The organism is Microlunatus sp. Gsoil 973 (assembly GCF_009707365.1).
Classification (GTDB): domain Bacteria; phylum Actinomycetota; class Actinomycetes; order Propionibacteriales; family Propionibacteriaceae; genus Microlunatus.
This window is the reverse complement of sequence record NZ_CP046122.1, coordinates 924,692-949,850: the sequence shown is the minus strand read 5'-3', so window position 1 is coordinate 949,850 and position 25,159 is coordinate 924,692. Positions and strand designations below refer to the sequence as shown.

Here is a 25,159-nt window from a genome sequence, read left to right as displayed (position 1 = left end):
GACGGTGACCGCGTTCAGTGTAGGAAAAGGGGCATCCGGAACTGCTCGTCAGCGGCAGAACCGGTCGACGTAGTCGGCGCCCAACCCGTTGGCGGCGTAGTGCGCCCGGCACAGGTCGATCTTGGTGAAGGTATCCTCGTAACCGACCTGTCTGCCGTTCTCGTCGACGTAGATCATCGCACCGGTGATGTTGAAGAAGGTGATCATCTCAGCACAGTCGTCGGGTACACGCAGGCAATGGATCTCTCCAGGCGGCTCGTAGACGAAGCTTCCTTCGTCAGCGACCCAGTCGTGTTCGTCGTACTTCCACTTACCCTTGATCACGTAGCCGAGCACCAGCGACGGGTGCCGGTGGCGGGAGACGATCCCGGACCGGGTGACCTTGAGCAGGTTGCACCACTGCCCGGTGATCCGGTTCAACAACAACGGTCGGAAGAAGACGCCGTCTGCCTGGGGCACCCAGACCCGGTCGTCATCGGGTAACGCGGCCACGGCGATCTCCGGGGGTACGTCGCCGGAGATCGGGATTGCAGGTGTCTGGCTCATCATCCCTCCCGAGATGGTTGGTGATCAGGTCACCCTGATCCTGTTCGTTGGTGATCTTGTTCACTGGTGATCTTGTTCGTTGGTGATCTCTGCTGATCGCCTGATGGTGATCCTCACGCCGACAGGAAGCCGCCGTCCACTCCGAGTACGATTCCGGTGATGTAACCTGCCGCCGGACTGGCCAGGAACACGACGGCCGACGCCACCTCGGCCGGTGTCCCCCACCTGCCCATCGGTGTCCGGTCGGTGATCGTCCGGCCGGCCGGCGTGTCCCGGATCGCCGCGGTCAGTGGCGTGGTGATCCATCCGGGGGCGACCGCGTTGACCCGGATGCCGTCGCGGGCCCAGGCGGCCGCAAGCGATTTCGTGAGCTGGGCGACACCGCCCTTGCTTGCGGTGTAGCCCGGGATGCGCGGGCCGGAGATGAAACTGTGCAGCGACGCGGTGTTGATCACGCAACCCCCGCTCTGCCGCAGCACCGGCAGCGCGGTGACGCAGCAGCGCATCGTGCCGGTCAGATTGACGTCGAGCACGTGGGCGAAGGTCTCCGGCTCGAACTCGTCATCCCGCCGGATGATGCCCGCACAGTTGACCAGCACATCGAGCCGGCCGCCGGTGTCGATGAACGCGCCCAACACGTCGCCGATCGACTCCTCATCCGTCACGTCCAGGTCCGAAACGGTCAGTCGCCGGGCCTGATCGGCCGGGACCGCCTCGGCCCGGAGGCCGGCGGCCAGCACGTCAGCGCCAAGACTCGCGAACGCCTCGGACACGGCGAGCCCGATGCCGCTGGTTCCGCCCGTAACGATCACTCGCCGGCCGGCGAACAGGTCGGGACGGAAGGTGTCCGATCCGATCATCGGTCGATCTCCTCCTGCCGCGTCGTCACCAAGGGCATCGGAGGTACCGACTTGCGCACACCCCAGGCGTACAGGCCGGCAGCGATCAAGGCAACCACACTCGCAATCAGCAGCGCCACGACGAACGAGCCGGTGGTGTCAACGACGATACCGGTGACCAGCGGTGCGAAGGCACCGCCGAAATAGCCGCCGAAGTTCTGCAGGCTGCCCAGCGACGCCGTGGTCCGCTTGTCGGCCAGCGTCGCAGCCATCGCCCACCCGCCGGCGCTGGCGATGTTCATGAACAGCTGAACGCCGCAGATCGCCGCCAGCGCCAGACCGGTGGTCGGGGCCAGCGCGGTGGGGATGGAGAACAGGCCGCCGAGCACCAGCCCGCCGACGACCGGGATCTTGCGGGCCGTGACCACACTCAGCCCTCGGGCCACGAACAGATCACCGACGATCCCGCCGACCAGGGAGCCGCAGATACCGAAGGCGTACGGCAGCACCAGGGCCCAGCCGGTCTGGGCGATACTCATCCCGCGTTCGCTCTGCAGATAGTCGGGTAGCCACGTCAGGTAGAGGTAGATCGAATAGATGACTCCGGTGAACCCACCGATCATGGCCCAGCTGGTGCCATGTCGCAGCAGCCACCACCACTCCCGGAGGGACCACGGTCTGCTCTGGTCTGCGTCATCGTTTTGGACACCAAGAGCGGCGAGACCGTCTCTGTAGAACTGCTGCTTCTCGGGGCTGCGATAGATGATCAGCCAGACGATGCCGATCACGATGCCGACGCCGCCGATGATCACGAACATCGGCCGCCAGCCATACGCCAGCAGCAGCCAGGTCAGGATCGGCGGAGCGATCGCCGGCCCGAACGACGAGGCGGCGTTGACGATCGAGACCGGGACACCCCGCTTGTCCGGCGGGAACCACTGGGAGTTGATCTTGGCGTTGGACGGGAAGGTCGGCGACTCACCGAGGCCGAGCAGCGTCCGGGCGCCGATCAGCTGTCCGAAGCCCTGGGACAGGCCGGCGAACAACTGGGCAGCCGACCAGACGATCAACCCGCCGCCCAGCACGACCCGGGCCCCCAGTCGGTCAAGTAGCCGTCCGGCAGGCAGCTGGGCGAAGGCGTACGCCCAGGAGAAGACCGAGAACAACAGCCCCATCTGCTCCGGGCTCAGACCGAGTTCTGTGCTGACGTCGTGATTGGCGATCGCCAGCGTGGAGCGGTCGATGTAGTTGATCGTTCCGGCCAGCACCAGCAGGCCGACCACGACAGTGCGGGCTACGGCGATCCGGGTTGGCGAGGCGACAGCGACCTTCAGCGACATGTCTCTCCCGTGAGCCGGGGCTGGACCGGTGGCAACGGTGGGTCGGCCCGCGGCATTCGGCCCGAAGGGTCCAGGAACCGACGCGATGACACTACGAGAGCCCCGGTGGCGGGGGAACCCGGCAAAACGCGATACCCCTCATGTCGGGACGCGATACGGCCCGAAGACCACGGCCGGCAACTCAGACGCGATGCCGGCGGATGTCAGACGGCCTTGTCGGTCTTTGCGCCCGCCTTCTCCTCGGCATCGGACCGACGCTTCTTGGCAGCTTCGACCGAGGCGCGCAGCGCGGCGACCAGGTCAACCACCTCGGCCTCCTGCGGCTCCTCCTCCTCGGCGGGCAGTTCGGCGCCCCCGAGTTTGGACTCGACGAGCGTCTCCACCGCCTGGCGGTAGCTGTCGGTATAGGCCTCCGGGTCGAAGTCGCCGGCGAGCGCGTCGATGAAGTTCTGCGCCATGGCGATCTCGCCGTCGGAGACCGTGATGTCCGCCGACGGCGCGGCGAAGCTGCCGTCCCGCAGTTCGTCCGGCCAGAGCATGGTGTGCATCACCAGCAGGCCGTCCTTGGGCCGGACCAGGGCCAACGCCTCGCGGGATCGGATCGCGACCTTCACCAGCGCGCAACGGTTGGTCTTGAGCAGCGCGTCCCGCAACAAGACGTACGGCTTGACCCCGGGGCCCTCGGCCTCCAGAAAATACGTGCGGGCGAAATAGGTCGGGTCGATGTCGTCCTCAGCGACGAACTGGACGACCTCCACCTGTTTCATGGTGGGCAGCGGCAGCGATGCCATGTCCTCGGCGTCCAGGATCACCATCCGGCCGTCGGGCATCTCGTAACCCTTGGCGATCTCGGCGTACGGGATCTCCTTGCCGCACTTGTCGCAGACGCGCTTGTACTTGATCCGACCCCCGTCCTCGGGGTGGACCTGTCGGAAACTGACGTCTTTCTCCTCGGTGGCCGAGAACAACTTGACCGGGATCGTGACCAACCCGAAGGAGATGGCGCCCTTCCAAATGGAGCGTGGCATGGGCCCAGTCTGCCGCAGACCGGGGACGATCAGGCCCAGTTCTCGTCCGGGTTGTGCCAGAGCAGTTCATGGTCATCGGTCAGCACGACGATCTCAGGCAGCTCCAGGATCGCGGCAAGACCGCTGTCGGACGCCGAACCGATCGCCTTCCGCGCCGTTCTGACCGCCGCTGCGGCCTCGGGCCCGTCGACGAAGACCGCCGCAACATCGGACCAGTCGAGCCCCGAGACGATGATCGCCCCGTAGTCGGCATCCGACGGGTTGTCCCGGACCCGCGCGATCGGCACGTCGGCGGCGACCACCAGCCGGGTCTCGTCGGCCGAGGTACCCAACCCGGCCACCGATGCGTAGAGCTGGGCGGCGTAGTCGGCATCCTCCCGTTCGTTGGGACGGTAGCCGTGGGCGGTGATCATCTGCGGGGTTGCGGCGAACGCCGGCAGCTCGTCCTCCGAGCGACCGGCTGCCCGGATCGCCTGCGCCCGATCACGGCCGAGCGGCAGGAAAACCATCATCCGCGGAGCGTTCTTCATGATCATTGATCACGCTGCTGTGGTGGGGCCTTCTTCGCGGGAGCCTTCCGGGCGGACTTCTTCGCGGGGTTCCTGGTGGAGTTGTTGGCGGAGTTCTTGGCGACCCGCTTGGCCGCGGCGCGCTTCTTCGCCTGTTCGGTGGCAGCCCGGGTCGGCGTCCGGGCCGCCTTGGCCCGGACCGTGGTGTCCAGCAACTCCTCCAGGGCGTCGGTCATGCACTGGGCGAGCACATCGAGATCGCGGAACGCGTCCCGGTCCGCGTTCAGTCCGACGAAGATCCGGCCGTCGTAGGAGGTCGCACCGATCGCCAGCAGGTGTCCGCTGGAGAGCGGGATCACCGGGTAGCTGGCGGCCAGCCGGGCGGAGCCGAGATAGACCGGCTCCTGCGGACCGGGCGCGTTGGTGATCAGGATGTCGTACGGTCGGCGCATCAGGTCGCCGGTCAGCCGGACACCGAGATCATGCAGCGTGGCCGGCGCGAATCCGGCGATGTCAGAGATCACCCGGGCACTGACCGCACGGCCGGAATCCTTGTGTGCCTGGGTTCCGTACGCGATCTGATGCAGTCGGACCGACGCGTTGGCCTCTCCGATCGGCAGCCGCATCAGGTGCGGTGCGACCCGGCTGCCCAGGGACGACGCCTCCGCCGTGTCAGGATCCTCGACCACGCTCATCGGCACCAGTGCGGTGAGCGAGGACGCCGGTCCGATCGTTTCGCCGCGCGTCATCAGCCACGCCCGCAGTCCGCCGGTGATCATCGCCAGTACCACGTCGTTGATGGTGTGATCATGTTCGGCGCGGACTGCCCGAAGATCATCGAGATCGGCCGACACCACCGCGACGCGACGTTGTTCGGAGACGAAACCGGCGAGCGGCGTCCGGTTCGGTGGCCGGCCGCCGCGCAGCGCGTCGGCGGCGACCTCCCCGAGTTGCCCGCCGAAGCCGACCGCCTCGCTGACCGCCACCGCCACGCCGAGCGCCTCGGTGAGCGCGTGCTGGAAGTTGGTCAGCGTCCGGGCCGGGTCGCGCAGTCCTTCGGTGACCGCACCGGCGACCATCTCCACCGCAGTCGGCTCCGGCAGTGGGTGCCAGCTCTCCTCAGGGCCGACCGGTTCGCCGGGGCGGTTGTCCAGCAGCACCTGGATCAGGTCGACCGTGTCGAGTCCGTCGACGAGGGCCTGGTGGGTCTTACCGACCAACGCGAACCGGTCGTGCTCGACCCCCTCGACGAAGTAGAGCTCCCACAACGGGCGGGAGCGATCCATCCTGCGGGAGAGGACGCGACCGGCGAAGTCGCGCAGCTGCTGCCTGTTCCCCGGCTTCGGCAGAGCCGATCGGCGGACGTGGAAGGTGAGGTCGAAGTCGGCGTCGTCGGTCCAGATCGGGTCGGCCAGCCGGCCCGGGACGCCGAGGATGCGTTGGCGGTAGCGCGGCACGTACCGGATCCGGTCCCTGATCAGACCGATCAACCGCTCGTAGTCGAACCCGTCCGCGCCGGGGTCGAAGATGTCGACGGTACCGACGATCGCCGGAGTGCGCGCCGTGTCCAATGCGAGGGTCGTCTGCTCCAACGCCGTCAATCGCTCCGGCATCCGTCTCCCCGCTGCTCGGCTGAATCCTTCTCGACTGAATCCTTCGGTCCGACCGAAGCCAGCGTACCCGTGCCCGGCTCGCAGCTCTGCGGGATGGTCGGCAGCCCTGACCTCGCGGTCTTTGACCGTCGACAACTGCTTCTCCCCAACGAATAACGCACTTCAGCGACGACACGCCAGCCCCCTGCCACAGGCCAAGAGATCACCGCCGCCAGGGCCGCTGCGGCTGCCCGGCTTGGTATCAAGGAACCGCCAAGGCAGGAGGCCCCATGTCCCAACCGTCTGATCACGAACCCGCGCTCGACCCGACGCTGATCATCGTCAGCGGCCAGGCGGGCTCCGGCAAGACCACGCTCGCCCATCGACTGGCACACCGGATCGGCTGCCCGGCGATCTGCCGGGACGAGATCAAGGAGGGCATGGTGCTCTCGCACGGCCCCGGATTCCAGGCGGCGGTCTCCGACCCACTGACCGCCCGCACCTATCCGCTGTTCTTCGCGACACTTGCGCTGCTGTTGGAAGGCGGCGTGACGGTGGTCGGCGAGGCGGCCTTCCAGCACCCGCTCTGGTCCCGCGGGCTGCAGCCGCTGCGTGACCTGGCCAAGCTCCGGGTCGTCCGCTGCCGGGCCGAGGATCAGGTGATGTTGCAACGCCGCCGGGATCGTTCGGCGACGGTGGCGACCCGGGCCGCCCACTTCGATTCCGGGATGCTGACCATCGATCCGGACTGGGATCCGATCCACCTCGAGGTACCGACCCTCGACGTCGACACCACCGACGGGTATGCGCCCGCCCTGGAGCAGATCGTCAGCTTCGCCACGGGCCACCGCGCCGGCTCCTGAGCGAGTCGCGACACGCCGAATAGCAACATCTAGGTAGTTACATCATTGTCGTTTCCAGATATAGTGGTTGGCGCAGCTGGTTCCTCCGACCATCCGGGTCGGCGGAGGCAACAGGGAACCCGGTGTGAGTCCGGGACTGCCCCGCAGCGGTCATCGAGAACGACCGTCGTCACATCCACTGGACGCAGCCGGCGTCTGGGAAGGGACGACCAGTAGGTGATCGGCGTGCTCCCCGCCAGGGAGTCACCGGCCGATCGTGCTCGTGAGTCCGAAGACCTGCCAGTTCGCCCGCGCTCCGGAGCCTCCGGTCGGCGTGAGGTGGTCCGCAGCCGCGAGGGACGGCCAGGGACCGGTTCGGAGCGACTCGTGACCGCTGCCGGTCGCCCGACCCGTCGTCCTGCTATCCCCCCGCCCTGCGGATGCGTCCGACCAGTCACGGATTCACGAGGGATGGGCAGATGACGACCAACACCAAACCCGCCGAGGGGTCACATAATCCCGCATTTGTGCGGCGTGTCGACGATCTCAGCTCGCAATCGGGTACGCAACCGGGCATCACGGTGGTCAAGCGGGACGGCAGTACCGAGCCGTACGACGGCTACGAGATCGCCCGGTCGATCGAGGACGCGGCACACGGCCTCGACGACTCGGTCACCCGGGCGCCCCAGATCCAGTCGGAACTGGAGATCACCCTCTTCGACGGCATCACCACGACCCAGCTCGACGAGGCGGTCATCCAGGTCGCGCTCGGCAACGTCAAGGACGACCCGGCCTTCGACACCATCGCCGCGCGCCTGTTGATCAAGACCCTGTACAAGGCCGTACTCGGCGACGGCGTCGACCGCGGCAACGTCCGGCAGCGGCACCGGGAACGCTTCGCCGGCTACCTGCAGGCCGGGGTTTCCGGTGGTCTGTTGGATCCCCGGCTGGTCGAGCTGTTCGATCTCGATCGACTGGCCGACGCCCTCGACCCGGACCGCGACGAACTGCTGCACTACATCGGCGTACAGACGATGCGGAGCCGGTACATGATCACTGATCATGGTCGACGAGCGCTCGAGGTGCCGCAGTTCTTCTGGATGCGGGTGGCGATGGGACTCAGTCTGAACGAGGCCGATCCGACGCCGGTCGCGATCGCCCTGTACGACAAGATGTCCCGATTGGAGTATCTCGCCGCCGGCTCGACCCTGGTCAACGCCGGTACGGCCTACGCGCAGCTGTCGAACTGCTTCGTGATGCAGGCCGAGGACGACATCGAACACATCGCCAAGTCGATCCGCGACGTCATGTGGATCACCAAGGGCACCGGCGGGATCGGCTTCTCGGTCAGCAAGCTGCGCAGCGAGGGTTCACCGATCCGGTCCAACAACACGTCCTCGACCGGCCCGATCCCCTTCATGCACACCATCGACTCCACCCTGCGCGCGGTGTCCCGGGGCGGGAAGAAGTTCGGCGCACTGTGCTTCTACCTGGAGAACTGGCATCTGGACTTCCCGCAGTTCCTCGATCTGCGGCAGAACTCGGGCGACCCGTACCGGCGTACCCGGACAGCCAACACCGCGGTATGGATCTCCGACGAGTTCATGAAGCGGGTGGAAGCGGACCAGGACTGGTACCTGTTCGATCCGCTGGAGGTTCCCGATCTCGTGGAGTTGTACGGCGCGGCGTTCTCCCGCCGCTATGCCGAATACATCGAGCTGGCCGAGCGCGGCGAGATCAAGCGGTTCGCCAGGATCAGGGCACGGGAGCAGTACCGGTCGATTCTGATCTCCCTGCAGACCACGTCACATCCCTGGTTGACCTGGAAGGACGCGATCAACACCCGCGCGCTGAACAACAACACCGGGACGATCCATCTGTCCAACCTGTGCACCGAGATCTGCCTCCCTCAGGACAGGGCCAACATCAGCGTGTGCAACCTGGCCTCGGTCAACCTGTCCAAGCACCTGATCGGCGCCGGACAGCAGGCAAGGATCGACTGGAAGCGACTCGCCGAATCAACCCGGCTGGCGGTACGCCAGTTGGACAACCTGATCGACATCACCGTCTCCTCGGTGGCCGAATCGGAGCGGTCGAACGAACTCAACCGGGCGGTCGGCCTCGGCGTGATGGGGTTCACCGACGTGGTCGAGCGGCTGGGCGTCAGCTATGAGAGCGAGGAGGCGTACGAGCTGATCGACGAGCTGATGGAGTTCATCAGCTGGCACGCCATCGACGCCAGCGCCGATCTTGCCCGGGAACGCGGGGCGTACGCGAACTTCGCCGGTTCCCGCTGGTCCCAGGGTCTGGTGCCGATCGACACCCTGGACGAGTTGGAGGGCGACCGCGGCACGCCGGTCGAGATCGACCGGACCACCCGGCTGGACTGGGACGGGTTGCGGCAGAAGGTGAAGGGTGGGATGCGCAATGCCACGCTGATGGCGATCGCCCCGACCGCCTCGATCGGACTGGTGGCCGGCACCACACCGGGTCTCGACCCGCAGTTCAGTCAGATCTTCAGCCGGGCCACCTCGGCCGGGAAGTTCCTCGAGGTCAACCGCAACCTTGTTCGGGATCTTGCAGAGCGCGGGCTCTGGGAGGACGTCAAGGGCGATCTGCTGCGTGCCCAGGGCGATCTGTCCAAGATCACCAATGTGCCGCGGGAGCTGAAAGAGGTCTATCGGACCAGCTTCCAGCTGTCGCCGTACGCCTATCTCAACGTCGCCGGTCGGGCGCAGAAGTGGATCGATCAGGCCATCAGCCGCAACATCTACCTGGCCAGTCGGGACGTCGGTGAGATGGTCGACCTGTACAGCACAGCGTGGCGGATGGGCATCAAGACCACCTACTACCTGCACATGATGCCCCGGCATACCGCCGAACAGAGCACGGTCAAGATCAACAAGGCCGAGCAGTTGCGGACCGATGGCGCCGGTGCCGTACAACCGGCGCCCGCCGACCGCCCGACTCGCCGTGGTTTCGCGTTCACCCGACCGGCATCGACAACTCCGCCCGCGCCGGTGGCGGAGCACCGGACCGAACTGCCGGTGGTGCGCGAACACGAGGGCTACGACTCCGAGGAGATCGACGGCGCCTTCTGCCCCGTCGACCCCCAGGAGCGACTGCAGTGCGAGTCCTGCCAATGACGCCGAGGGGTCACATATCCCCTAGTTTCCGCGGCGTGTCGTCGGACCCCGATTTCCGCGGACGACGACACGCCGCACAGATCAGTGATTTATTGACCCCTCGCGGAAGGACGACATGAGCAACAGGCAAGGAATCTTGGGTACCGGGATCAGTGAGGGGCTGCTGCTGAAGCCCGTCACATATCCGTGGGCGTACGAGCTCTACAACCAGGCCGTGGCCAACACCTGGTTCCCGCACGAGATCCAGCTCGGTGAGGACCTCGCGGACTTCGGTCGGATGACCGATGACGAGCGGCATGCGCTCACCCACCTGATGAGCTACTTCAACCCGAACGAGCTGCTGGTCAACAAGTCGCTCGCCTTCGGCGTCTACCCCTACCTGAACGCCGCCGAATGCCATCTCTACCTGGCCAAGCAGATGTGGGAGGAGGCCAATCACTGCATGGCCTTCGAATACGTCCTGGAGACCTTCCCCATCGACCGCGCCGCGGCGTACGGCTCGCACCTGGATGTCGCTTCGATGGCAGCCAAGGAGGCCTTCGAGGTCAGGTACATCAAACGGATGGCCGAGGAGACCTTGGACATCAGCACCACCGAGGGGAGGCGGGACTTCGTACGCAATCTGGTCGCCTACAACGTCATCCTGGAAGGGATCTGGTTCTACTCGGGCTTCATGGTGGCGTTGAGCTTCCGGCAACGGAACCTGCTGCGCAACTTCGGTTCCTTGATCGACTGGATCGTCCGCGACGAGAGCCTGCACCTGAAGTTCGGCATCAACCTGATCCTGACCGTGCTGGACGAGAATCCCGAGCTGCAGACCGCGGAGTTCGCCGAGGAGATCCGGCAGATGATCTTGGACGCGGTCGAGCTGGAGACCGCCTACAACACCGACCTGCTGCCCCGCGGCATCCTCGGCATGAACGCCGGATACGTCAACCAGTACGTCAAGTACATGGCCGACCGGCGGCTCGAGGAACTGGGCTTCGAACCCGCCTTCCGGGTGGCGAACCCGGCCAAGTGGATGGCCGCGGCCAACGACACCCTCCAGCTGGTCAACTTCTTCGAGTCGATCAACACCTCCTACGAGGTCGACGCGCGCGCCCATTGATCGACGACTTCGTCCTTGCCGATCGCGGAATCGTCGCCGAGACCGCCGGATCCGTGTTCGGCAAGGACGTTGTTATCAGTTCGTCGACCTCACCCGGTGCTGCGGACCTGACCCGCGGCCGCGACCAGATTGGCCAGCGCCGCCTTCACCTCCGGATAGCCCCTGGTCTTCAGGCCGCAGTCCGGATTGGCCCACACCCGATCTCCGAACGCGGCAACCGCCGTCCGGAGATGATCAACGATCTCCTCCGTCGGCGGCACCCGCGGCGAATGGATGTCCCACACACCTGGTCCCACCTCGTTGGGGTAGCCGGCCTGGGCAAGATCGGCAACGATCGCCATCTTCGACCGCGCGGCCTCCAGGCTGATCACGTCGGCGTCCATGGCGATGATCGCATCCAGTACGTCACCGAACTCGGCATAGCACATGTGCGTGTGGATCTGGGTGCTGTCCTCCACCGCGGCCGTGGCCAGCCGGAACGCCCGAACCGCCCAGTCCAGGTACGCCGCCCGATCGGCCCTGCGCAACGGCAGCATCTCCCGTAGCGCCGGCTCGTCGACCTGGATGATGCCGATCCCGGCCCGCTCCAGATCGGCCACCTCCTCGCGCAGTGCCAGCGCCACTCCGAACGCCGTGGTGGCGATCGGTTGATCATCGCGGACGAACGACCAGGCCAACATCGTCACCGGCCCGGTCAGCATGCCCTTCACCGGTTTGTCGGTCCGGCTCTGGGCGTACGTCGCCCAGGGCACCGTCATCGGCGCCGGCCGGGAGACATCCCCGACCAGGACCGGCGGACGCACATAGCGGGTGCCGTACGACTGCACCCAGCCGTGCTCAGTGGTCAGGAACCCATCCAGTTGCTCGGCGAAGTACTGGACCATGTCGTTGCGTTCCGGCTCGCCGTGCACCAGGACGTCGAGCCCCAACCGTTCCTGCTCGGCGATCACCGAGTCGATCTCGCGGCGCATCGCCTGCTGGTAATCGGCCTCGCTGAGCTGTCGCCGGCGCAGCGCTGCCCTGGCCCGGCGCAGTTCGGCGGTCTGCGGGAACGAACCGATCGTCGTCGTCGGGACCGCGGGCAGCTGCCACCGGCGTTGCTGCACAAGACGCCGGTCCGGGAACGGGCACTTCCGGCGTTCGGCCGCCTCGGTGACGGTGGCCACCCGCTCCCTGACGCGCGCATTGTGGACCAGTGGTGAGGCGAGCCGTTCGGCCCGTCGGGAGGCGTTGATCTCCAACTCTTCGGCGATCGCGGCGCGACCCTGGGTGATCCCGCGGCGCAGGACCACCAGTTCGTCGAGCTTCTGCCGGGCGAACGCGAACCAGCCCGGGTACCGGGCGCCCCAGCCTGGCTCCAGTCCGACATCGAGCGGCACGTGTACCAGCGAACACGAAGTGCTGACGTCGACCCGGTCGACCAGCCGGCCGACACGTTCCAGCGTGGTCAGCGCAGCGGCAAGATCAGTGGCCCAGATGTTGCGTCCGTCGATCACACCGGCAAGCAGGCGTTCGGCGGAGAGCTTTCCCAGTTGCTCCAGGTCATCCAGATTGGCCGCGGCCGGTCCGACCAGGTCAACGGCCAGGCCGTCGATCGGGAGCCCTGCCAGTACGCCCAACGTGGCGCCGAGCCGGCCGAAGTACCCGGCGACGATGATCTTGGGACGATCCTTCGCCGCGGCCAATCGCGAGTAACACCCGCGTACCTGATCAAGTACGTCGTCGGGCTGGTCGGTGCCCAGGCACGGCTCGTCGATCTGTACCCACAGGGCGCCGGCAGCGTGCAGCCGCTGCAGCAGGCCCTCGTACAGCGGCAGGACCGAGTCGATCAGGTCCAGCGGCCGGAACCGCTCCGGGGCACCCGGTGCCGGTTTGGCGAGCAGCAGGAAGCTGATCGGGCCGATGATCACCGGACGGGTCAGGAACCCGGCCCGGCGGGCGGCGGTGAATTCGGCCAGCGGCTTGGTCGGGTCAAGTTCGAAAGTCGTGTCCGGCGAGAGTTCCGGCACCAGATAGTGGTAGTTGGTGTCGAACCACTTCGTCATCTCCAGCGGTTCGATGTCGGCCGTGCCGCGCGCCATGGCGAAGTACCGGTCGAGCCGGCCGCGGGCAGTGTCGATGTCCGGTACGGCCGCCCGATGCCGCTCGGGCACGGCGCCCAGCATCCAGGCGGTGTCCAACACGTGGTCGTACAGCGAGAAGTCGTTGCTGGGCAGCTCGTCCAGCCCGGCGGCGTGTTGCTCCGCCCAACGGGCCAGCCGCAGTTCAGAGACCGCAGCGAGCAACTCATCGGCGTCCTGGCGACCCGACCAGTACGCCTCAGTCGCCCGCTTCAGCTCCCGTCCGGGTCCCTGCCTCGGATAGCCGAGGATCGTTGCCGCCGGCGGGTCCGCCGGCCCCCGCTCCCGTGTTGTGTCCTGGATCATGGTCTCTCCTTCGCGAGTCCCAACGAGGTCCCGGTCCGCGGCCGCGGACCGCACAGCGGGCAGGTGTTCGGACTCGCGGACCCGGCCGGCTGATGCCGACCTCCTACCGACCGTCGCTTCCCGGGCGCAGACCCAGTGCTGGTCCTGCCGCGCGTGTCGACGCGGACAGGAGACGGCTGTCGCTTCCGCTCACCGCTGCGGGGCAGTCCCGGATTCACACCGGGTTCCCTGTTGCCTCACCGACCTGCCGGAGCACGACCGGTGAACCTGCTGCACCCTCGACGCTACGACGCCTGTTGACCACGCCGGTCGAATGACCGGCTGGTGAGCGTTGCCACGATCTTCTGGCCGGGGTACGGTAATAAACCGTCAGTCGGTCTATTAATGGAGATGTCGTGGCGCGTACCGTCGACGATTTGGCCCACCGGTCCAAGCGCGAGGCCATCCTCGATCACGCCGCGATGCTGGTGCGGACCATCGGCTATGAGGGGATGTCGATCCAGCAGCTGATCGACGGGCTGGGCATCTCTCGCGGTGCGCTGTACCACTACTTCGACTCCAAACAGGCGGTGCTCGAAGCACTGGTGGACAGGATGGGCGACGCCGCCATCGCGGCACTGCTGCCGATCATCGACGACCCCGGGCTGACTGCGTCGGAGAAGTTCCGGCGATACGTCAACGCCTCGATCGCGGTCAAGTCCGCCAACCAGGAACTGATCGCCGACCTGATGTGCACCTGGCATAGCGAGGCGAACGTCCGGCTCCGACACAAGCTCACCACCGCCACCCTCGACCGCACCGCACCGATGGTCCTCGAACCGATCATCCGGCAGGGCGTCGAGGAGGGCACCTTCGACACCGCCTATCCCGCCGAGACTGCGCGGATCATCGCCGGAATCTGGCTCGGGCTGGCCGACGACCTGATCATGCTGCTCGCCCGGGACGAGGACGAGGAACCGCTCACCGACCGGGCGAGGGGCATGATCAGGGCCGCCACCACCGCCGTGGAACGCATTCTCGGTGCATCCGAAGGGTCCCTGTACGGCGATCAGATCGAGCAGATCGTCCGACTCATCCGACCACAGAAGGACAAGTGATCATGATCCGAAACAGCAGCGTCCCGGACAGGACGGGGCAGGTCACCTCGGCCGACGGGACAACGATCGGCTACCGGCGGATCGGCAACGGACCCGGCCTGCTGGTCCTGCACGGTGGCGCACTGACCGGCAGCAACTACCGCAGGCTCGCCGCCCAACTGGCCGGCGACTTCACAGTCTTTCTGCCGGACCGTCGCGGACGCGGGCTGAGTGGTCCTTACCGCGACGATCACTCGATCGCCACCGAGGACGCCGACCTGACCGCGCTGGTCGCCGGCACCGGTGCACGGTACGCCTTCGGCACGGCCGACGGCGGGCTGTTCGCGCTGCACGCCGCACAGACCCTCACCGAATTGGAGAAGATCATCGCCTACGAACCCGTGGTGTTCGCCGGGCAACCTGGTCAGGACGAGTTCGCGACCATGATCGATCGCTTCACCGCGAGGATCGACGCCGGTGACCCGCTGGGGGCGGCGACCGTCGCCACCAAGGCCGCGTTCCCCGAGCCCCTGCGCCGGGTGCCCGACGCGGCCTATCGCGCCGCGTTCGGACTGGGGTTGCGACTCGCCGATCTGCGCGGAGCCGGCGACCATCGCAGCCGAGACCTGTTGGCAACGCTGAAGCCCGAACTCGCCATGGTGCGCGCCACCGAGGGCAGGCTGGACGACTTCCGCCGGATCAACGCCGACGTGTTGTTGTTGCGTGGCAGCCGGTCCGAACCGTTGATCACCGGAAGTGTCGACGCGCTGCGCCGGCTGATCCCGAACGCCCGGACCGCGGTGCTCCCCGGACTCGTGCACGGTTCGGCGCAGGACACCGGCGGAAATCCGCGGGTGATCGCCGCCGCCATCCGGACGTTCCTCGCCGGATGATCGAAACGGATCACCGAAACGGATCACCGAAACGGATCACCGTAACGGTCAGGCGACCTGGAACGATGTCCTGGCCAGCCCCATCCAATAGCCGTCGATCACCGGCGCGATCCTCGCGTCGGCGTGCGTCGCCGCACCGAGGGTGATGAAGAGCGGGATGAAATGATCGACCGACGGATGCGCGTACGGCATTCCGGGCGCGCCGGACTGATAGCCGCACAGCGACTCGACGTCACCGTTGGCGAGTGCCTCGGTGGCCCAGTGGTCGAATTCCCTCGACCAGGAAGGGAATCTCCTGTCCCTGGATGATCTCCCGGGTCAGGAAGGGCAGGCCGTGGGTCATGAATCCGGAGCCGATGATCAACACGCCGTGATCACGAAGGGCCTGCAGCCGCCGGCCCAGTTCGAGCAGTTTGCCGGGATCCTGGGTGGGCAGACTCAGCTGCAGGACCGGGACGTCAGCGTTGGGATACATCGCCATCAACGGCACCCAGGCACCATGATCGAGGCCGCGATCGAGGTGCTCGTGGGGTCGCGCTCCCTCAGGCAGCACCGACCGGACAAGCCCGGCGAGTTCGGAGGCGTCCGGAGTGTCGTAGCGCAGTGTGTAGTAGCGGGGTGCGAAGCCGCCGAAGTCGTACACCGGAGTCATCGCGGCCGCCGGACTGGACAGCGCGAGCGGCGCGGCCTCCCATTGTGCCGAAACGATCAGTACGGCTCGAGGTTGCGGCAGCCGGTGCGCCCAGTCGAAGAGTTCGGCGAGCCACTCGGCGTCATCCAGCAGCGGCGGGGCCCCGTGGCTGATGAACAGGGCGGGCATCCGGCCGTCGGTGGGTGTCCAGGGCCGACGGTCCCGGGCCCTGACCCTGGCGGATCCGACGAAGGCGTCGTACGCGCCGGCTGGGGTCTCCGGCTGGAAGATCGAACTCATCTGTGGCTCCCGGGTGCGCTGGTTCCTCCAGCAACTGTAGGTGCGCTTCGCCCGCCCGGGGAGAGGTCAGCCGTGCCCGTGACGTCGGCCGAACAACAGCCGCCAGGGCATCAACGCCGATTCGAGCTGCACCCCGAGGGTCATCTTCGAACGCCCCTCGTTGCGCTCCTCAAACCGGATCGGGGTCTCGATGATCTTGATTCCGGCACGGACGGTCCGATGATTCATCTCGACCTGGAAGGCGTACCCGTTGCTGCGGATCGACCCGACGTCGATCCGGCGCAGCGTGTCGGCACGCCAGGCCTTGAAGCCGGCGGTCGCGTCCTTGACCTGCAGCCGCAGGATGACGTTGACGTACGCGTTGGCCCAGGCCGACAGCAGCCGCCGATGCCAGGCCCACTCACCGGCCGCTGACCCGCCGGTCACGTACCGCGAGCCGATCACCACACCGGCGTCGGTGGTCTGCAACAGCCGCAACATCTCCGGGATCACCGAGGCCGGGTGGGAGAGGTCTGCGTCCATCTGCACGACGATGTCGGCGCCGTCGACCAGCGCCCGGGAGATGCCCGCGACGTACGCGCGCCCCAACCCGTCCTTCTCGGTGCGATGCAGCACCGCCACCCGGTCCGGGGATTCCGCGGCAAGCTTGTCCGCGACCTCGCCGGTGCCGTCGGGTGAGTTGTCGTCGACCACCAGCAGCCGGAGACCGGGTACCTCGAGCCCGGCGAGCAGGCCGGCGAGCACGGGTAGGTTCTCGCGCTCGTTGTAGGTCGGGGTGACCACGACGACGCGCGGGGCTTGCGGGTCGGTCAAGTCGGCTCTCCTCGGCTCGGGCCATTCGGGGTGACGGCTCATCGTTACAGGTCGGCCAGTGGTTACCGAAACCGGCACGGCGAGTCCTGTGGTGTTCTCCCGGTATCCACAGATTCGCCCGGTTCCGGTTCCGAGCCGCCCGCCGCGGCGACGGACTTTGTGACAGTTGTCGATATGACAGCGCAGAACGGCTTCCCGGGATTCGGGGCGGCCGCGCCGCCGACCGTGCGGCTGCTCCCGGTTCCGCCGTCGGCTCCCGCGGCCGAGCGGTGGCCGACGGTCCGGGTCGACCGACGCGTGTCGGTCAACCAGCCTCCACTGCCGTGGCTGGCCGAGGACCGGTTGGTCGACCAGCTGGCGGACCAGCTGACCGGTCGGCACAGCCGGACCGGCGCCGTACGGATCGTTCGCTTCGGCGACAGCTGGGCCGGCCCGCTGCCCGATGTCCTGCCGGATCCCGGTGCCTGGTCGGCCAATCTCGCGGTCGGACTCGCGGAGGTGTTGCGTGGCGCGCGGCCGATCGGTCAGCTCAACCGCTGGCTGAGTCCCGCCGCCCTGGCCCAGCTGACGGTGCTCGCCGCCTCACGGTCGGCGGCCCGACGACAGGCACCATCTCGCCGGGCACCACCCTCTCATCCGGCACCCCTGGGTCCGGCACCCGCGACGCTGCAATCGGTTCATCTGCAGCGATCCGGACCGGATGCCGTCGAGGCGGTCGCGCTCTTCGGAGACACCGGCTCGGCGCTGTCGGCACTGGCGTTCCGCCTGGAGGCGTTCGGCGATCGGTGGTCCTGCACGGCACTGGAGACCCGGCCGACAGTCAGCCGTCGAGCATGATCCAGGTGTGGCCGGGTGCCAGCGTGATGGTCCGTCCGCCGGAGCTCTTCAGCGACATGCGACCCGTCGTGGAGTGCCGCTGCCAGGTCCCGGTGATCTTGCGTCCACCGGAGAACACCACGACCGATCCCTTGCCCACGGTCTGGGCGACATAGGACTTGTTCGAGGTGGTCCTGGTGTCCTTGCGGTAGTTGACCTTGAGATCGACGATGTTGTCGACCGTCACCGGCGTGCCGTGCTCGTCGACCTGGGCCTTCCCGTTCCAGGTACCTCGGTAGTGGCCGTTGCGGTAGCGGAAGCCGAACCGGTCAACGCCGACCGGGATCGTCACCGACCCGTCCCGTGCGGCCGAAGCCCACTGCCGGCTCTTGCCGAACGCGAAGCCGACCGGCTGTTGTTTGCCGATTCCCTTGAGATTGCGTACCGAGTCCAGGTTGACGAACACGTTGTGCGGTGCGACCCGGGAGCTGTCGCGGGTCAGCCGCGGGATCGTCCGGATCGGCGATTTCTGCAGTTGCCGGGCCACCTTGCCGTTCGCACCGGAGAAGACCAGCCCGGGGGACTTGGAGAACATCGGCAGGAACTCGATGTCGGTGTTGCGGGCGCTGCGCACCGGGCCCACCCGCTTCGGCCACTTCGTGTGGTAGATCGCCAATAGTCGGGTCAGGTTGCCCTCGACGCGCTCCACGACGACCATGTCGGCCTGGTAGACCCCGGCCTGCGGACGGGCGGCTGCGACGTTGTCGATCTTGACCCCGACGACGGGGCCATCGACCTTCCTGCCGCCGCTCAGCGGATCGTAGGCAGCTGCCTTGGTCGGCGACGGTTTCGGCTTCGGGGTGGCCGGGGTCACCGATGCCGACGGGCTGGTCGGTCGGGCGGACGGCGTCGGACCCGGTTTGTCGGATCCGGCGCAACCGGCGGCGGCCAGGGTCATGCCGAGACCCAACACCACCGCAGCACGACGGAGCCGGTGTGTGGTCGGTTTCGGTCCAGTCACCGTGCGACCTTAACGCCCACTGCATGGTTCCCCCGGAATCGGACCTGCGGGGCGCCTGAGACCGATCGGGAGCGGACCCAACAGCCGGCTCCAGATGGGTCGGCGGCACCGGGAATGTTCCGCCTGATGAAAACGATAACCATTCCGTACGGATCATTCCGGCACAGAAAGAGAGGATCTGATGGCCCGCAACGCGCAGCGCCCCGTGGTCAAGCTGCGGTCGACCGCGAAGACCGGCACGACCTACCTGACCCGCAAGAACCGTCGCAACGACCCCGACCGGCTTGTGCTGAGAAAGTACGATCCGAGGATCGCCCGGCACGTCGAGTTCCGCGAAGACCGCTGACCCGTGCCTCAGGCCACAGGTGCCGGCCGAGCGACCGCAGCGTCGAACTCTTCGGTGACCAGCTCGAAGTTGATCAAGGCTCCGGCGGTGGCGCCGGAACTGATCGCCAACGGCACCGTGGCCTGGGGACTGACCAGATTGCCGACGGCCCAGATCCTCGGGTGACCGGTGCGGCCGGTCGAGTCAACGGCCAGGAAGCTTCCAACCAGGCCATCGGCGCGGGGCAGATCGAGGTCGCTGAGGTAGTGGTCCAGCGGCTCGGGCACGCCGCCGGTGAAGACGGCGTCGACCGGGGTGAGCAGACCGTCCGCGGTGCGCACGGCGGAGATGGCGTCTCCGGTGCCGAGCACTTCTGCCACAGCCGGGCGGACTATTCCGATGCCGCGGGACTGCAACCGCGTCCGCGTGTCGGTGTCCAACAGTCCGAGCCCGTTCTCGAAGAAGGTCACCCGCTCGCTCCACTGCCGGACCAGTTGGACCTGGTGGAGTGACAACGCAGAGGTGGCCAGCACGCCGAAGTGTTGGTCGCGTACCTCCCAACCGTGGCAGTACGGGCAGTGCAGAACACTGCGTCCCCACCGTTGCGCGAGTCCGGGAATGTCGGGTAGTCGGTCCCGGAGGCCGGTCGCCGCGACCAGTGCCCGGCTACGAGTCCGGTCACCCGCTGCAGTCTCCACGACCAGTGATCCGTCGGCTTGGGACACCCTCGCGACGATGCCGGAGACGATCCGGCCGCCGTAGCGGGCGACCTCAGCCCGGCCCTCGGCCAGCAACTGGTGCGGATCGGTGCCGTCATGTCCGAGAACACCGTGCATGTGGCGAGCGAAGCGGTTGCGCGGCTCGCCGCCGTCGATCACCAGGACCGAGCGGCGCGCCCGGCCGAGCATCAGCGCGGCGCTCAACCCTGCGGCTCCCCCGCCGACGATGATCACATCCCAGATCGTGTCGGGCCCGGTGTCGATGGATTCCTTCAGGTCATTGGTCATGAATCACAGATTGCGATGTTCGATGTCGGGATGAAAGTCCTCTTGCAGAATCAGCAAGAACCGGTGATCGGCGGCTTGCCGTGGCGGCAAGCAAGGATGCATCGTTGGCAACGTGCCGGACGAGTCGCTGAAACGGATCGGGCCACGGTTGAGGGCCGCTCGGCGCGAGCGGGGTCTGACCCTGGACCAGGTGTCCCGGGCCGCAGGCATCTCGGCCAGCACCCTGTCCCGCTTGGAGAGCGGCCGACGGCAGGCCAACCTCGAGCTTCTGCTCCCCCTCACCCGGGAACTGCAGCTCAGCCTGGACGAGCTGCTCCGGCCGATGGAGGTCGCCGATCCGCGGATCCGGCAGAAGTCCTATCGGGCGAACGGGATGACCGTCCAGCCCCTGTCTCCGCCCGGTGCGCCGCTGCAGACCTGCAAGATCACCTATGCCCCGCGTCGCCGGCGTCCGCCGCAGCGGACCCACGACGGCTACGAATGGAGTTACGTCCTCAGCGGACGCGTCCGGTTGTTCCTCGCCGATCGGGAGCTCGTGCTGGAGCCGGGCGAGGCAGCCGAGTTCGACACCCGGCTGCCGCACGCGTTGATGGCTGCCGACGACGCTCCCGCCGAGGTGATCAGCATCTTCAGCGCGGACGGAGCCCGGATCCATTTGCGAGCCCGAACCCGGCCGTCCTGACAACTGCCGATCGTCCGTGGCGATCCCCGAAGGTGGTTTCCCGGTCGAATCCGGGCAGTCGGGAGGTCAGCCGACCTTGATCGGATTGCCGGTTGCCGCGGACTCGACCGCCGCGTAGGTCAGCGAGAGGGTCGCCAGGTTGTCACGTCCGGAGTTGTCGGGCTGGCGGCCCTGGGTGATCGCGGTGACGAACTCGGTCAACGTACCGGCCCGGTCGGTCCGCTCCACCCGCGGCAGGACGAGCTTGGTCCGTTGCCGACCGCGGCGGATCCACACCTCGTCGGAGGTCCAGCCGTATCTGCCGTCGCCCCGGCTGGTCCAGGCGATCTCGCCGTCGGCGAAGTCCATCCGCCATTCCCCGGCCCACGGCGTCGGATCGCCGTGGCTGACCCAACTGCCGCGATAGCTCAACGTGATGCCGTCGAAGTCGACCAGTGCGACACCCTCGGACGGCCCGGTGAACAGCGACCAGCTGGGATCCCAGGTTCGGCAGTCGACCTGCTTGGCATCCCGGCCGAGCACGACCCGCATCAGATCGAAGTGGTGGATCGACATGTCCACCAACAGCGGCTCATCCAGGTAGTGATGCGGTCCGCGGACACCGTTCCGCCCGGAGAAGCGGCGGAAGTCGAGCTCGACCGCGTGCAGTTCGCCGAGCTCGCCCTCGGCAACCAGGCGCCGTACCTCCTGCACCGCCGGGAAGAAGCGATAGTTCTGGCTCACCGCGAGCACCAGGCCCTTGGCCTCGGCCAGATCGACCAGTTCGGTGGCCTCGGCGACCGTCGGCGCGAACGGCTTCTCCACCATGACGTGCTTCCCGGCCTCCAGCGCCGCACGGACCGCCGGCACGTGCCCGACCAGACTTGCGGTGACCAGGACGGCGTCGGGGTCGGTTGCTGCGATCGCCGCTTCGGCCGTCTCGTAGGTCGCCGATTCCTCGACTATTCCCGCCGAGATCGCCGCCTGTCGCGAATCCGGCGAGATGTCGGCCCGGCCGACCACTTCGACCTCGGGGACCTGGGGAATCATCTCCTCGGCCCAGTTACGGCCGAATCCGCCCAGCCCGACCTGAACAATACGCACGAGTCCTTCGCCTCCACAAAGATCATTTCCGACTGCCGGTCATCCTTGCATGCCGTGGCGGGAGGCTGCGTCAGACCCCATGGACAAGCCGAGACCGGCGGTGGACCGGAGTCGGATCGCCGACGATGGGCGGCGTGCGTGGGACTCTCAGCGGCTGCCGGAGGCGCCGTGGCACATCTTGAACTTCTTGCCCGACCCGCAGGGGCAGGGTTGGTTGCGCCCGACACCCGCGTACTGGTCCTTGCTCGCGGCCCGGGTCGAACCGGTCCGCCCGTTGGCAGAGTTGTACGCCAGCTGCTGGGCTTGGCGGTTGCCCGTGGCCAGACCCTTCCCGCTGATCTGCGGACGGGACTGCGTCGCGGTCCCCACGGGTTCCGGCTCACGCTCGGTCTGCTCGTGCGAACTGATCTCCACGCCCGGGCCGTCCGGGTCGGGACCGGACTCGATCAGCGGTGCCCGGCGCGGCGCGAGCGGTCGCATGTTGCCGCTGCCGCCATCACCGCCGCTGCTGTCACTGCCGCCGCGTTGACCAGCGCCGCGCCGGCGAGCGCCGACTTCGAGCGGTAGCCCGTCGGCCCCGGCGACCACGCCGACCGCCGGCTCACGCTGGACCTCCACCTCGAGGTGGTAGAGGTAGCCGACGACCTCCTCCTTGAATGCCTCCATCATCTGGGCGTACATCTCGCCGCCCTCGCGCTGGTACTCGACCAACGGATCCTTCTGGGCCATGGCGCGCAGACCGATGCCCTCGCGCAGGTAGTCCATCTCGTAGAGGTGCTCGCGCCATTTGCGGTCCAGCACGGTGAGCATCACCTGGCGCTCGAGCTCGCGCATCACCTCCGGGCCGAGCTCCTGCTCGCGGGCGTCATAGGCCCGGCGGGCGTCGTCCTGGAAGTCGGCGATCAACTCCTCGCGATCAAGATCTTCTTGCTCCTCGTAGTCCGAACGCTTCAGCGACACCGGGTACAGCGTCTTCAGCTGCGTCCACAGCTGCTCCAGGTCCCAGTCCTCGGCGAAGCCTTCGGTGCCGGCCAGCACGTACTGGCGGACCACGTTGTCGACGGTCTCCCGCAACTGGTCGGAGACGTCGGCACCTTCCAGCACGCGGCGGCGGTCGCCGTAGATCCGGTGCCGCTGCCGGTTCATCACGTCGTCGTATTTCAGGATGTTCTTGCGGATGTCGAAGTTCTGCGCCTCGACCTGCTCCTGGGCACTGGCGATCGAGGAGCTGACCCGCTTGTTCTCGATCGGCTGGTCGTCGGGCACCCGAAGCGCCTGCAGCACCCATTCCACGATGTCGGACTTGAACAGCCGCATCAGATCGTCCTGCAACGACAGGTAGAAGCGGCTCTCTCCCGGGTCGCCCTGGCGTCCGGAGCGACCACGCAACTGGTTGTCGATGCGCCGCGACTCGTGCCGTTCGGAACCGATCACGTACAGCCCGCCGAATTCGACGACCTCGTCGTGCTGGGCCTTGGTCTGTCGCTCGAACTCCTCGAGCACCCTCGGATACTGCGCCTCGTACTCGTCGGGGTCGGAAGTTGGATCGATGCCCTTCTGACGCAGGGCGAGATCGGCCATGAACTCCGGGTTCCCGCCGAGCATGATGTCGGTACCGCGGCCGGCCATGTTGGTGGCAACGGTGACCGCGCCCTTGCGTCCGGCCATCGCGACGATCGCTGCCTCGCGCTCGTGCTGCTTGGCGTTCAGCACCTCGTGCCTGACGCCCGCCTTCTTCAACAGTGCCGAGAGGATCTCGCTCTTCTCCACCGACGCGGTGCCGATCAGCACCGGCTGCCCGGCCTCGTGACGCTCGACGACGTCCTCGATGATCGCGGCGAACTTGGCCTCTTCGGTGCGATAGATCAGATCCTTCTGGTCGATCCTGATCATCGGTTCGTTGGTCGGGATCGGGATGACGCCGACACCGTAGATCTTCTGGAACTCCGACGCCTCGGTCATCGCCGTACCGGTCATTCCGGCGAGCTTCTCGTACATCCGGAAGAAGTTCTGCAGGGTGATCGTGGCGAGCGTCTGGTACTCGTCCTTGATCTCCACCCGTTCCTTGGCCTCGATGGCCTGGTGCAGACCCTCGTTGTACCGGCGGCCGGCCAACGTCCGGCCGGTGTGCTCGTCGACGATCACGACCTCGGCGTCGGGGGTGACGACATAGTCCTTGTCCCGCTTGAACAGTTCCTTGGCCTTGATCGCGTTGTTCAGGTACTGGATCAGCGGGGTGTTGGCCGACTCGTACAGGTTGTCGATGCCCAGCCGGTCCTCGACCTTGTCGATACCCGCCTCGAGGACGGCGACGGTGCGCTTCTTCTCGTCGACCTCGTAGTCGACGTCGCGCCGCATCCGCTCGACGATCTGGGCGAAGGTCGGATACCAGCGCTGATTGTCCTCGGCCGGGCCGGAGATGATCAACGGCGTCCGTGCCTCGTCGATCAGGATCGAGTCGACCTCGTCGACGATCGCGTAGTAGTGCTCGCGCTGCACGCAGTCGGCGATGCTCAGCGCCATGTTGTCGCGCAGGTAGTCGAAGCCGAACTCGTTGTTGGTGCCGTAGGTGATGTCGGCCGCGTACGCGTCCCGGCGCTCCTCCGGCGACATCTCCGACAGGATCACCCCGACCCGCAAGCCGAGGAAGTGGTGGATCCGGCCCATCTGTTCGGACTGGTATTTCGCCAGGTAGTCGTTGACCGTGACCACGTGCACACCGCGGCCGGTCAGCGCATTCAGATAGCACGGCAGGGTGGCGACCAGGGTCTTGCCCTCACCGGTCTTCATCTCGGCGATGTTGTTCCAGTGCAACGCCGCACCGCCCATCATCTGGACGTCGAAGTGACGTTTGCCGAGCACCCGCTTGCTGGCCTCGCGGACGGTGGCGAAGGCCTCGAACATCAGGTCCTCCAGCGACTCGCCGTTCTCGTACCGCTTCCGGAATTCGTCGGTCTGGGCCCGGAGCTCCTCATCGCTCATCGCGACGAAGTCCTCTTCGATGGCGTTGACGCGGTCGGCGACCGCCTTCAGCTTCTTCAGCGTCCTGCCCTCGCCTATGCGGAGCATCCTGTCCATCAAAGCCACGAGTTCGCTCTTCTTCCCTCAGTACGACGTTCAGTACGACGTTCCGAAC

General features: G+C 67.0%; 21 protein-coding genes, 1 pseudogene and 2 riboswitches. Of the genes and pseudogenes, 8 read left to right on the top strand and 14 right to left on the bottom strand.

What is annotated here, in order from left to right; translation table 11 throughout:
- Positions 1-48 precede the first annotated feature (48 nt).
- The 6 genes from GJV80_RS04440 to GJV80_RS04415 all read right to left on the bottom strand — a co-directional run bounded on the left by GJV80_RS04440 (position 49) and on the right by GJV80_RS04415 (position 5,875).
- Entirely contained in the window at positions 49-546 is a 498-nt protein-coding gene (locus GJV80_RS04440) for a 2,4'-dihydroxyacetophenone dioxygenase family protein (RefSeq protein ID WP_230208130.1), read from the bottom strand.
- Between the two features lie 113 nt (positions 547-659).
- Complete coding sequence (locus GJV80_RS04435; protein WP_154686851.1) at positions 660-1,406, bottom strand: SDR family NAD(P)-dependent oxidoreductase; 747 nt, start codon at positions 1,404-1,406, stop codon at positions 660-662.
- A complete protein-coding gene (locus GJV80_RS04430; protein ID WP_154686850.1) occupies positions 1,403-2,725 on the bottom strand; it encodes an MFS transporter in 1,323 nt (440 codons plus the stop codon). The genes GJV80_RS04435 and GJV80_RS04430 overlap by 4 nt, the downstream gene beginning before the upstream one ends.
- A gap of 203 nt (positions 2,726-2,928) precedes the next feature.
- Entirely contained in the window at positions 2,929-3,753 is an 825-nt protein-coding gene (locus tag GJV80_RS04425) for a Ku protein (RefSeq protein WP_154686849.1), read from the bottom strand.
- A 29-nt stretch (positions 3,754-3,782) separates the two neighbouring features.
- Positions 3,783-4,289 (bottom strand): hypothetical protein, encoded by a 507-nt coding sequence (locus tag GJV80_RS04420; protein WP_154686848.1) that lies wholly within the window; start codon positions 4,287-4,289, stop codon positions 3,783-3,785.
- Positions 4,286-5,875, bottom strand: a complete 1,590-nt coding sequence (locus tag GJV80_RS04415) for a wax ester/triacylglycerol synthase family O-acyltransferase (protein WP_154686847.1) — start codon at positions 5,873-5,875, stop codon at positions 4,286-4,288. Before GJV80_RS04415 ends, GJV80_RS04420 begins: the two co-directional genes overlap by 4 nt.
- Before the next feature lie 269 nt (positions 5,876-6,144).
- Here GJV80_RS04415 and GJV80_RS04410 point away from each other — a divergent pair, with 269 nt between their 5' ends.
- The 3 genes from GJV80_RS04410 to GJV80_RS04400 all read left to right on the top strand — a co-directional run bounded on the left by GJV80_RS04410 (position 6,145) and on the right by GJV80_RS04400 (position 10,950).
- On the top strand, positions 6,145-6,717 hold the full coding sequence (locus GJV80_RS04410) for an AAA family ATPase (RefSeq protein WP_154686846.1): 573 nt from the start codon (positions 6,145-6,147) through the stop codon (positions 6,715-6,717).
- Between the two features lie 60 nt (positions 6,718-6,777).
- Positions 6,778-7,016, top strand: a riboswitch (cobalamin riboswitch).
- Positions 7,017-7,175: 159 nt separating this feature from the next.
- The gene (locus GJV80_RS04405) at positions 7,176-9,842 is read left to right on the top strand and encodes a ribonucleoside-diphosphate reductase subunit alpha (protein ID WP_154686845.1); all 2,667 of its coding nucleotides are present in this window, start codon (positions 7,176-7,178) and stop codon (positions 9,840-9,842) included.
- A 115-nt stretch (positions 9,843-9,957) separates the two neighbouring features.
- A complete protein-coding gene (locus tag GJV80_RS04400; protein WP_154686844.1) occupies positions 9,958-10,950 on the top strand; it encodes a ribonucleotide-diphosphate reductase subunit beta in 993 nt (330 codons plus the stop codon).
- 89 nt (positions 10,951-11,039) lie between these two features.
- Here GJV80_RS04400 and metE read toward each other — a convergent pair whose 3' ends face one another.
- A complete protein-coding gene (gene metE, locus GJV80_RS04395) occupies positions 11,040-13,376 on the bottom strand; it encodes a 5-methyltetrahydropteroyltriglutamate--homocysteine S-methyltransferase (RefSeq protein WP_154686843.1) in 2,337 nt (778 codons plus the stop codon).
- 59 nt (positions 13,377-13,435) lie between these two features.
- A riboswitch (cobalamin riboswitch) is annotated at positions 13,436-13,632 on the bottom strand.
- A 139-nt stretch (positions 13,633-13,771) separates the two neighbouring features.
- Here metE and GJV80_RS04390 point away from each other — a divergent pair.
- Together GJV80_RS04390 and GJV80_RS04385 are read left to right on the top strand one after the other, a co-directional pair.
- The gene (locus tag GJV80_RS04390) at positions 13,772-14,473 is read left to right on the top strand and encodes a TetR/AcrR family transcriptional regulator (RefSeq protein ID WP_154686842.1); all 702 of its coding nucleotides are present in this window, start codon (positions 13,772-13,774) and stop codon (positions 14,471-14,473) included.
- 2 nt (positions 14,474-14,475) lie between these two features.
- The gene (locus GJV80_RS04385; protein ID WP_154686841.1) at positions 14,476-15,345 is read left to right on the top strand and encodes an alpha/beta fold hydrolase; all 870 of its coding nucleotides are present in this window, start codon (positions 14,476-14,478) and stop codon (positions 15,343-15,345) included.
- Between the two features lie 48 nt (positions 15,346-15,393).
- On the opposite strand, the pseudogene GJV80_RS24480 reads toward GJV80_RS04385, so the two are convergent.
- From GJV80_RS24480 to GJV80_RS04375, 3 genes and pseudogenes are all read right to left on the bottom strand, one after another.
- Positions 15,394-15,573, bottom strand: a pseudogene (locus tag GJV80_RS24480) (dioxygenase); the annotation flags it as partial.
- Positions 15,574-15,577: 4 nt separating this feature from the next.
- On the bottom strand, positions 15,578-16,276 hold the full coding sequence (locus GJV80_RS04380; protein ID WP_255455533.1) for a dioxygenase: 699 nt from the start codon (positions 16,274-16,276) through the stop codon (positions 15,578-15,580).
- Positions 16,277-16,342: 66 nt separating this feature from the next.
- Complete coding sequence (locus GJV80_RS04375; RefSeq protein ID WP_154686840.1) at positions 16,343-17,089, bottom strand: polyprenol monophosphomannose synthase; 747 nt, start codon at positions 17,087-17,089, stop codon at positions 16,343-16,345.
- A gap of 174 nt (positions 17,090-17,263) precedes the next feature.
- Here GJV80_RS04375 and GJV80_RS04370 point away from each other — a divergent pair, with 174 nt between their 5' ends.
- Entirely contained in the window at positions 17,264-17,926 is a 663-nt protein-coding gene (locus GJV80_RS04370) for an Rv3235 family protein (RefSeq protein WP_154686839.1), read from the top strand.
- On the opposite strand, the gene GJV80_RS04365 is transcribed toward GJV80_RS04370, so the two are convergent.
- Positions 17,910-18,926 carry a DUF3048 domain-containing protein gene (locus GJV80_RS04365; RefSeq protein WP_154686838.1) on the bottom strand — a complete coding sequence of 339 codons (1,017 nt, stop codon included), beginning with the start codon at positions 18,924-18,926 and terminating at the stop codon, positions 17,910-17,912. The genes GJV80_RS04370 and GJV80_RS04365 overlap by 17 nt on opposite strands.
- Before the next feature lie 181 nt (positions 18,927-19,107).
- On the opposite strand from GJV80_RS04365, the gene rpmG reads away from it, so the two are divergent.
- Entirely contained in the window at positions 19,108-19,272 is a 165-nt protein-coding gene (gene rpmG / locus GJV80_RS04360) for a 50S ribosomal protein L33 (RefSeq protein ID WP_154686837.1), read from the top strand.
- Between the two features lie 8 nt (positions 19,273-19,280).
- Here the strand turns inward: rpmG and GJV80_RS04355 are convergent, their stop codons facing one another.
- Positions 19,281-20,258, bottom strand: coding sequence for an NAD(P)/FAD-dependent oxidoreductase (locus GJV80_RS04355; protein WP_154686836.1), 978 nt, complete (start codon positions 20,256-20,258; stop codon positions 19,281-19,283).
- A 112-nt stretch (positions 20,259-20,370) separates the two neighbouring features.
- Here GJV80_RS04355 and GJV80_RS04350 point away from each other — a divergent pair, with 112 nt between their 5' ends.
- The gene (locus tag GJV80_RS04350; protein WP_154686835.1) at positions 20,371-20,940 is read left to right on the top strand and encodes a helix-turn-helix domain-containing protein; all 570 of its coding nucleotides are present in this window, start codon (positions 20,371-20,373) and stop codon (positions 20,938-20,940) included.
- A gap of 66 nt (positions 20,941-21,006) precedes the next feature.
- Here the strand turns inward: GJV80_RS04350 and GJV80_RS04345 are convergent, their stop codons facing one another.
- On the bottom strand, positions 21,007-22,023 hold the full coding sequence (locus GJV80_RS04345; RefSeq protein ID WP_154686834.1) for a Gfo/Idh/MocA family protein: 1,017 nt from the start codon (positions 22,021-22,023) through the stop codon (positions 21,007-21,009).
- 147 nt (positions 22,024-22,170) lie between these two features.
- Positions 22,171-25,101 carry a preprotein translocase subunit SecA gene (secA, locus tag GJV80_RS04340; protein ID WP_154690037.1) on the bottom strand — a complete coding sequence of 977 codons (2,931 nt, stop codon included), beginning with the start codon at positions 25,099-25,101 and terminating at the stop codon, positions 22,171-22,173.
- Between the last annotated feature and the right edge of the window lie 58 nt (positions 25,102-25,159).

Excerpts from the sequence above, each read along its gene's own strand:
- GJV80_RS04440 (WP_230208130.1), bottom strand. The coding sequence starts at position 546 with ATGAGCCAGACACCTGCAATCCCGATCTCCGGCGACGTACCCCCGGAG.
- GJV80_RS04435 (WP_154686851.1), bottom strand. The coding sequence starts at position 1,406 with ATGATCGGATCGGACACCTTCCGTCCCGACCTGTTCGCCGGCCGGCGA.
- GJV80_RS04430 (WP_154686850.1), bottom strand. The coding sequence starts at position 2,725 with ATGTCGCTGAAGGTCGCTGTCGCCTCGCCAACCCGGATCGCCGTAGCC.
- GJV80_RS04425 (WP_154686849.1), bottom strand. The coding sequence starts at position 3,753 with ATGCCACGCTCCATTTGGAAGGGCGCCATCTCCTTCGGGTTGGTCACG.
- GJV80_RS04420 (WP_154686848.1), bottom strand. The coding sequence starts at position 4,289 with ATGATCATGAAGAACGCTCCGCGGATGATGGTTTTCCTGCCGCTCGGC.
- GJV80_RS04415 (WP_154686847.1), bottom strand. The coding sequence starts at position 5,875 with ATGCCGGAGCGATTGACGGCGTTGGAGCAGACGACCCTCGCATTGGAC.
- GJV80_RS04410 (WP_154686846.1), top strand. The coding sequence starts at position 6,145 with ATGTCCCAACCGTCTGATCACGAACCCGCGCTCGACCCGACGCTGATC.
- GJV80_RS04405 (WP_154686845.1), top strand. The coding sequence starts at position 7,176 with ATGACGACCAACACCAAACCCGCCGAGGGGTCACATAATCCCGCATTT.
- GJV80_RS04400 (WP_154686844.1), top strand. The coding sequence starts at position 9,958 with ATGAGCAACAGGCAAGGAATCTTGGGTACCGGGATCAGTGAGGGGCTG.
- metE (WP_154686843.1), bottom strand. The coding sequence starts at position 13,376 with ATGATCCAGGACACAACACGGGAGCGGGGGCCGGCGGACCCGCCGGCG.
- GJV80_RS04385 (WP_154686841.1), top strand. The coding sequence starts at position 14,476 with ATGATCCGAAACAGCAGCGTCCCGGACAGGACGGGGCAGGTCACCTCG.
- GJV80_RS04380 (WP_255455533.1), bottom strand. The coding sequence starts at position 16,276 with ATGAGTTCGATCTTCCAGCCGGAGACCCCAGCCGGCGCGTACGACGCC.
- GJV80_RS04370 (WP_154686839.1), top strand. The coding sequence starts at position 17,264 with ATGACAGCGCAGAACGGCTTCCCGGGATTCGGGGCGGCCGCGCCGCCG.
- rpmG (WP_154686837.1), top strand. The coding sequence starts at position 19,108 with ATGGCCCGCAACGCGCAGCGCCCCGTGGTCAAGCTGCGGTCGACCGCG.
- GJV80_RS04355 (WP_154686836.1), bottom strand. The coding sequence starts at position 20,258 with ATGACCAATGACCTGAAGGAATCCATCGACACCGGGCCCGACACGATC.
- secA (WP_154690037.1), bottom strand. The coding sequence starts at position 25,101 with ATGGACAGGATGCTCCGCATAGGCGAGGGCAGGACGCTGAAGAAGCTG.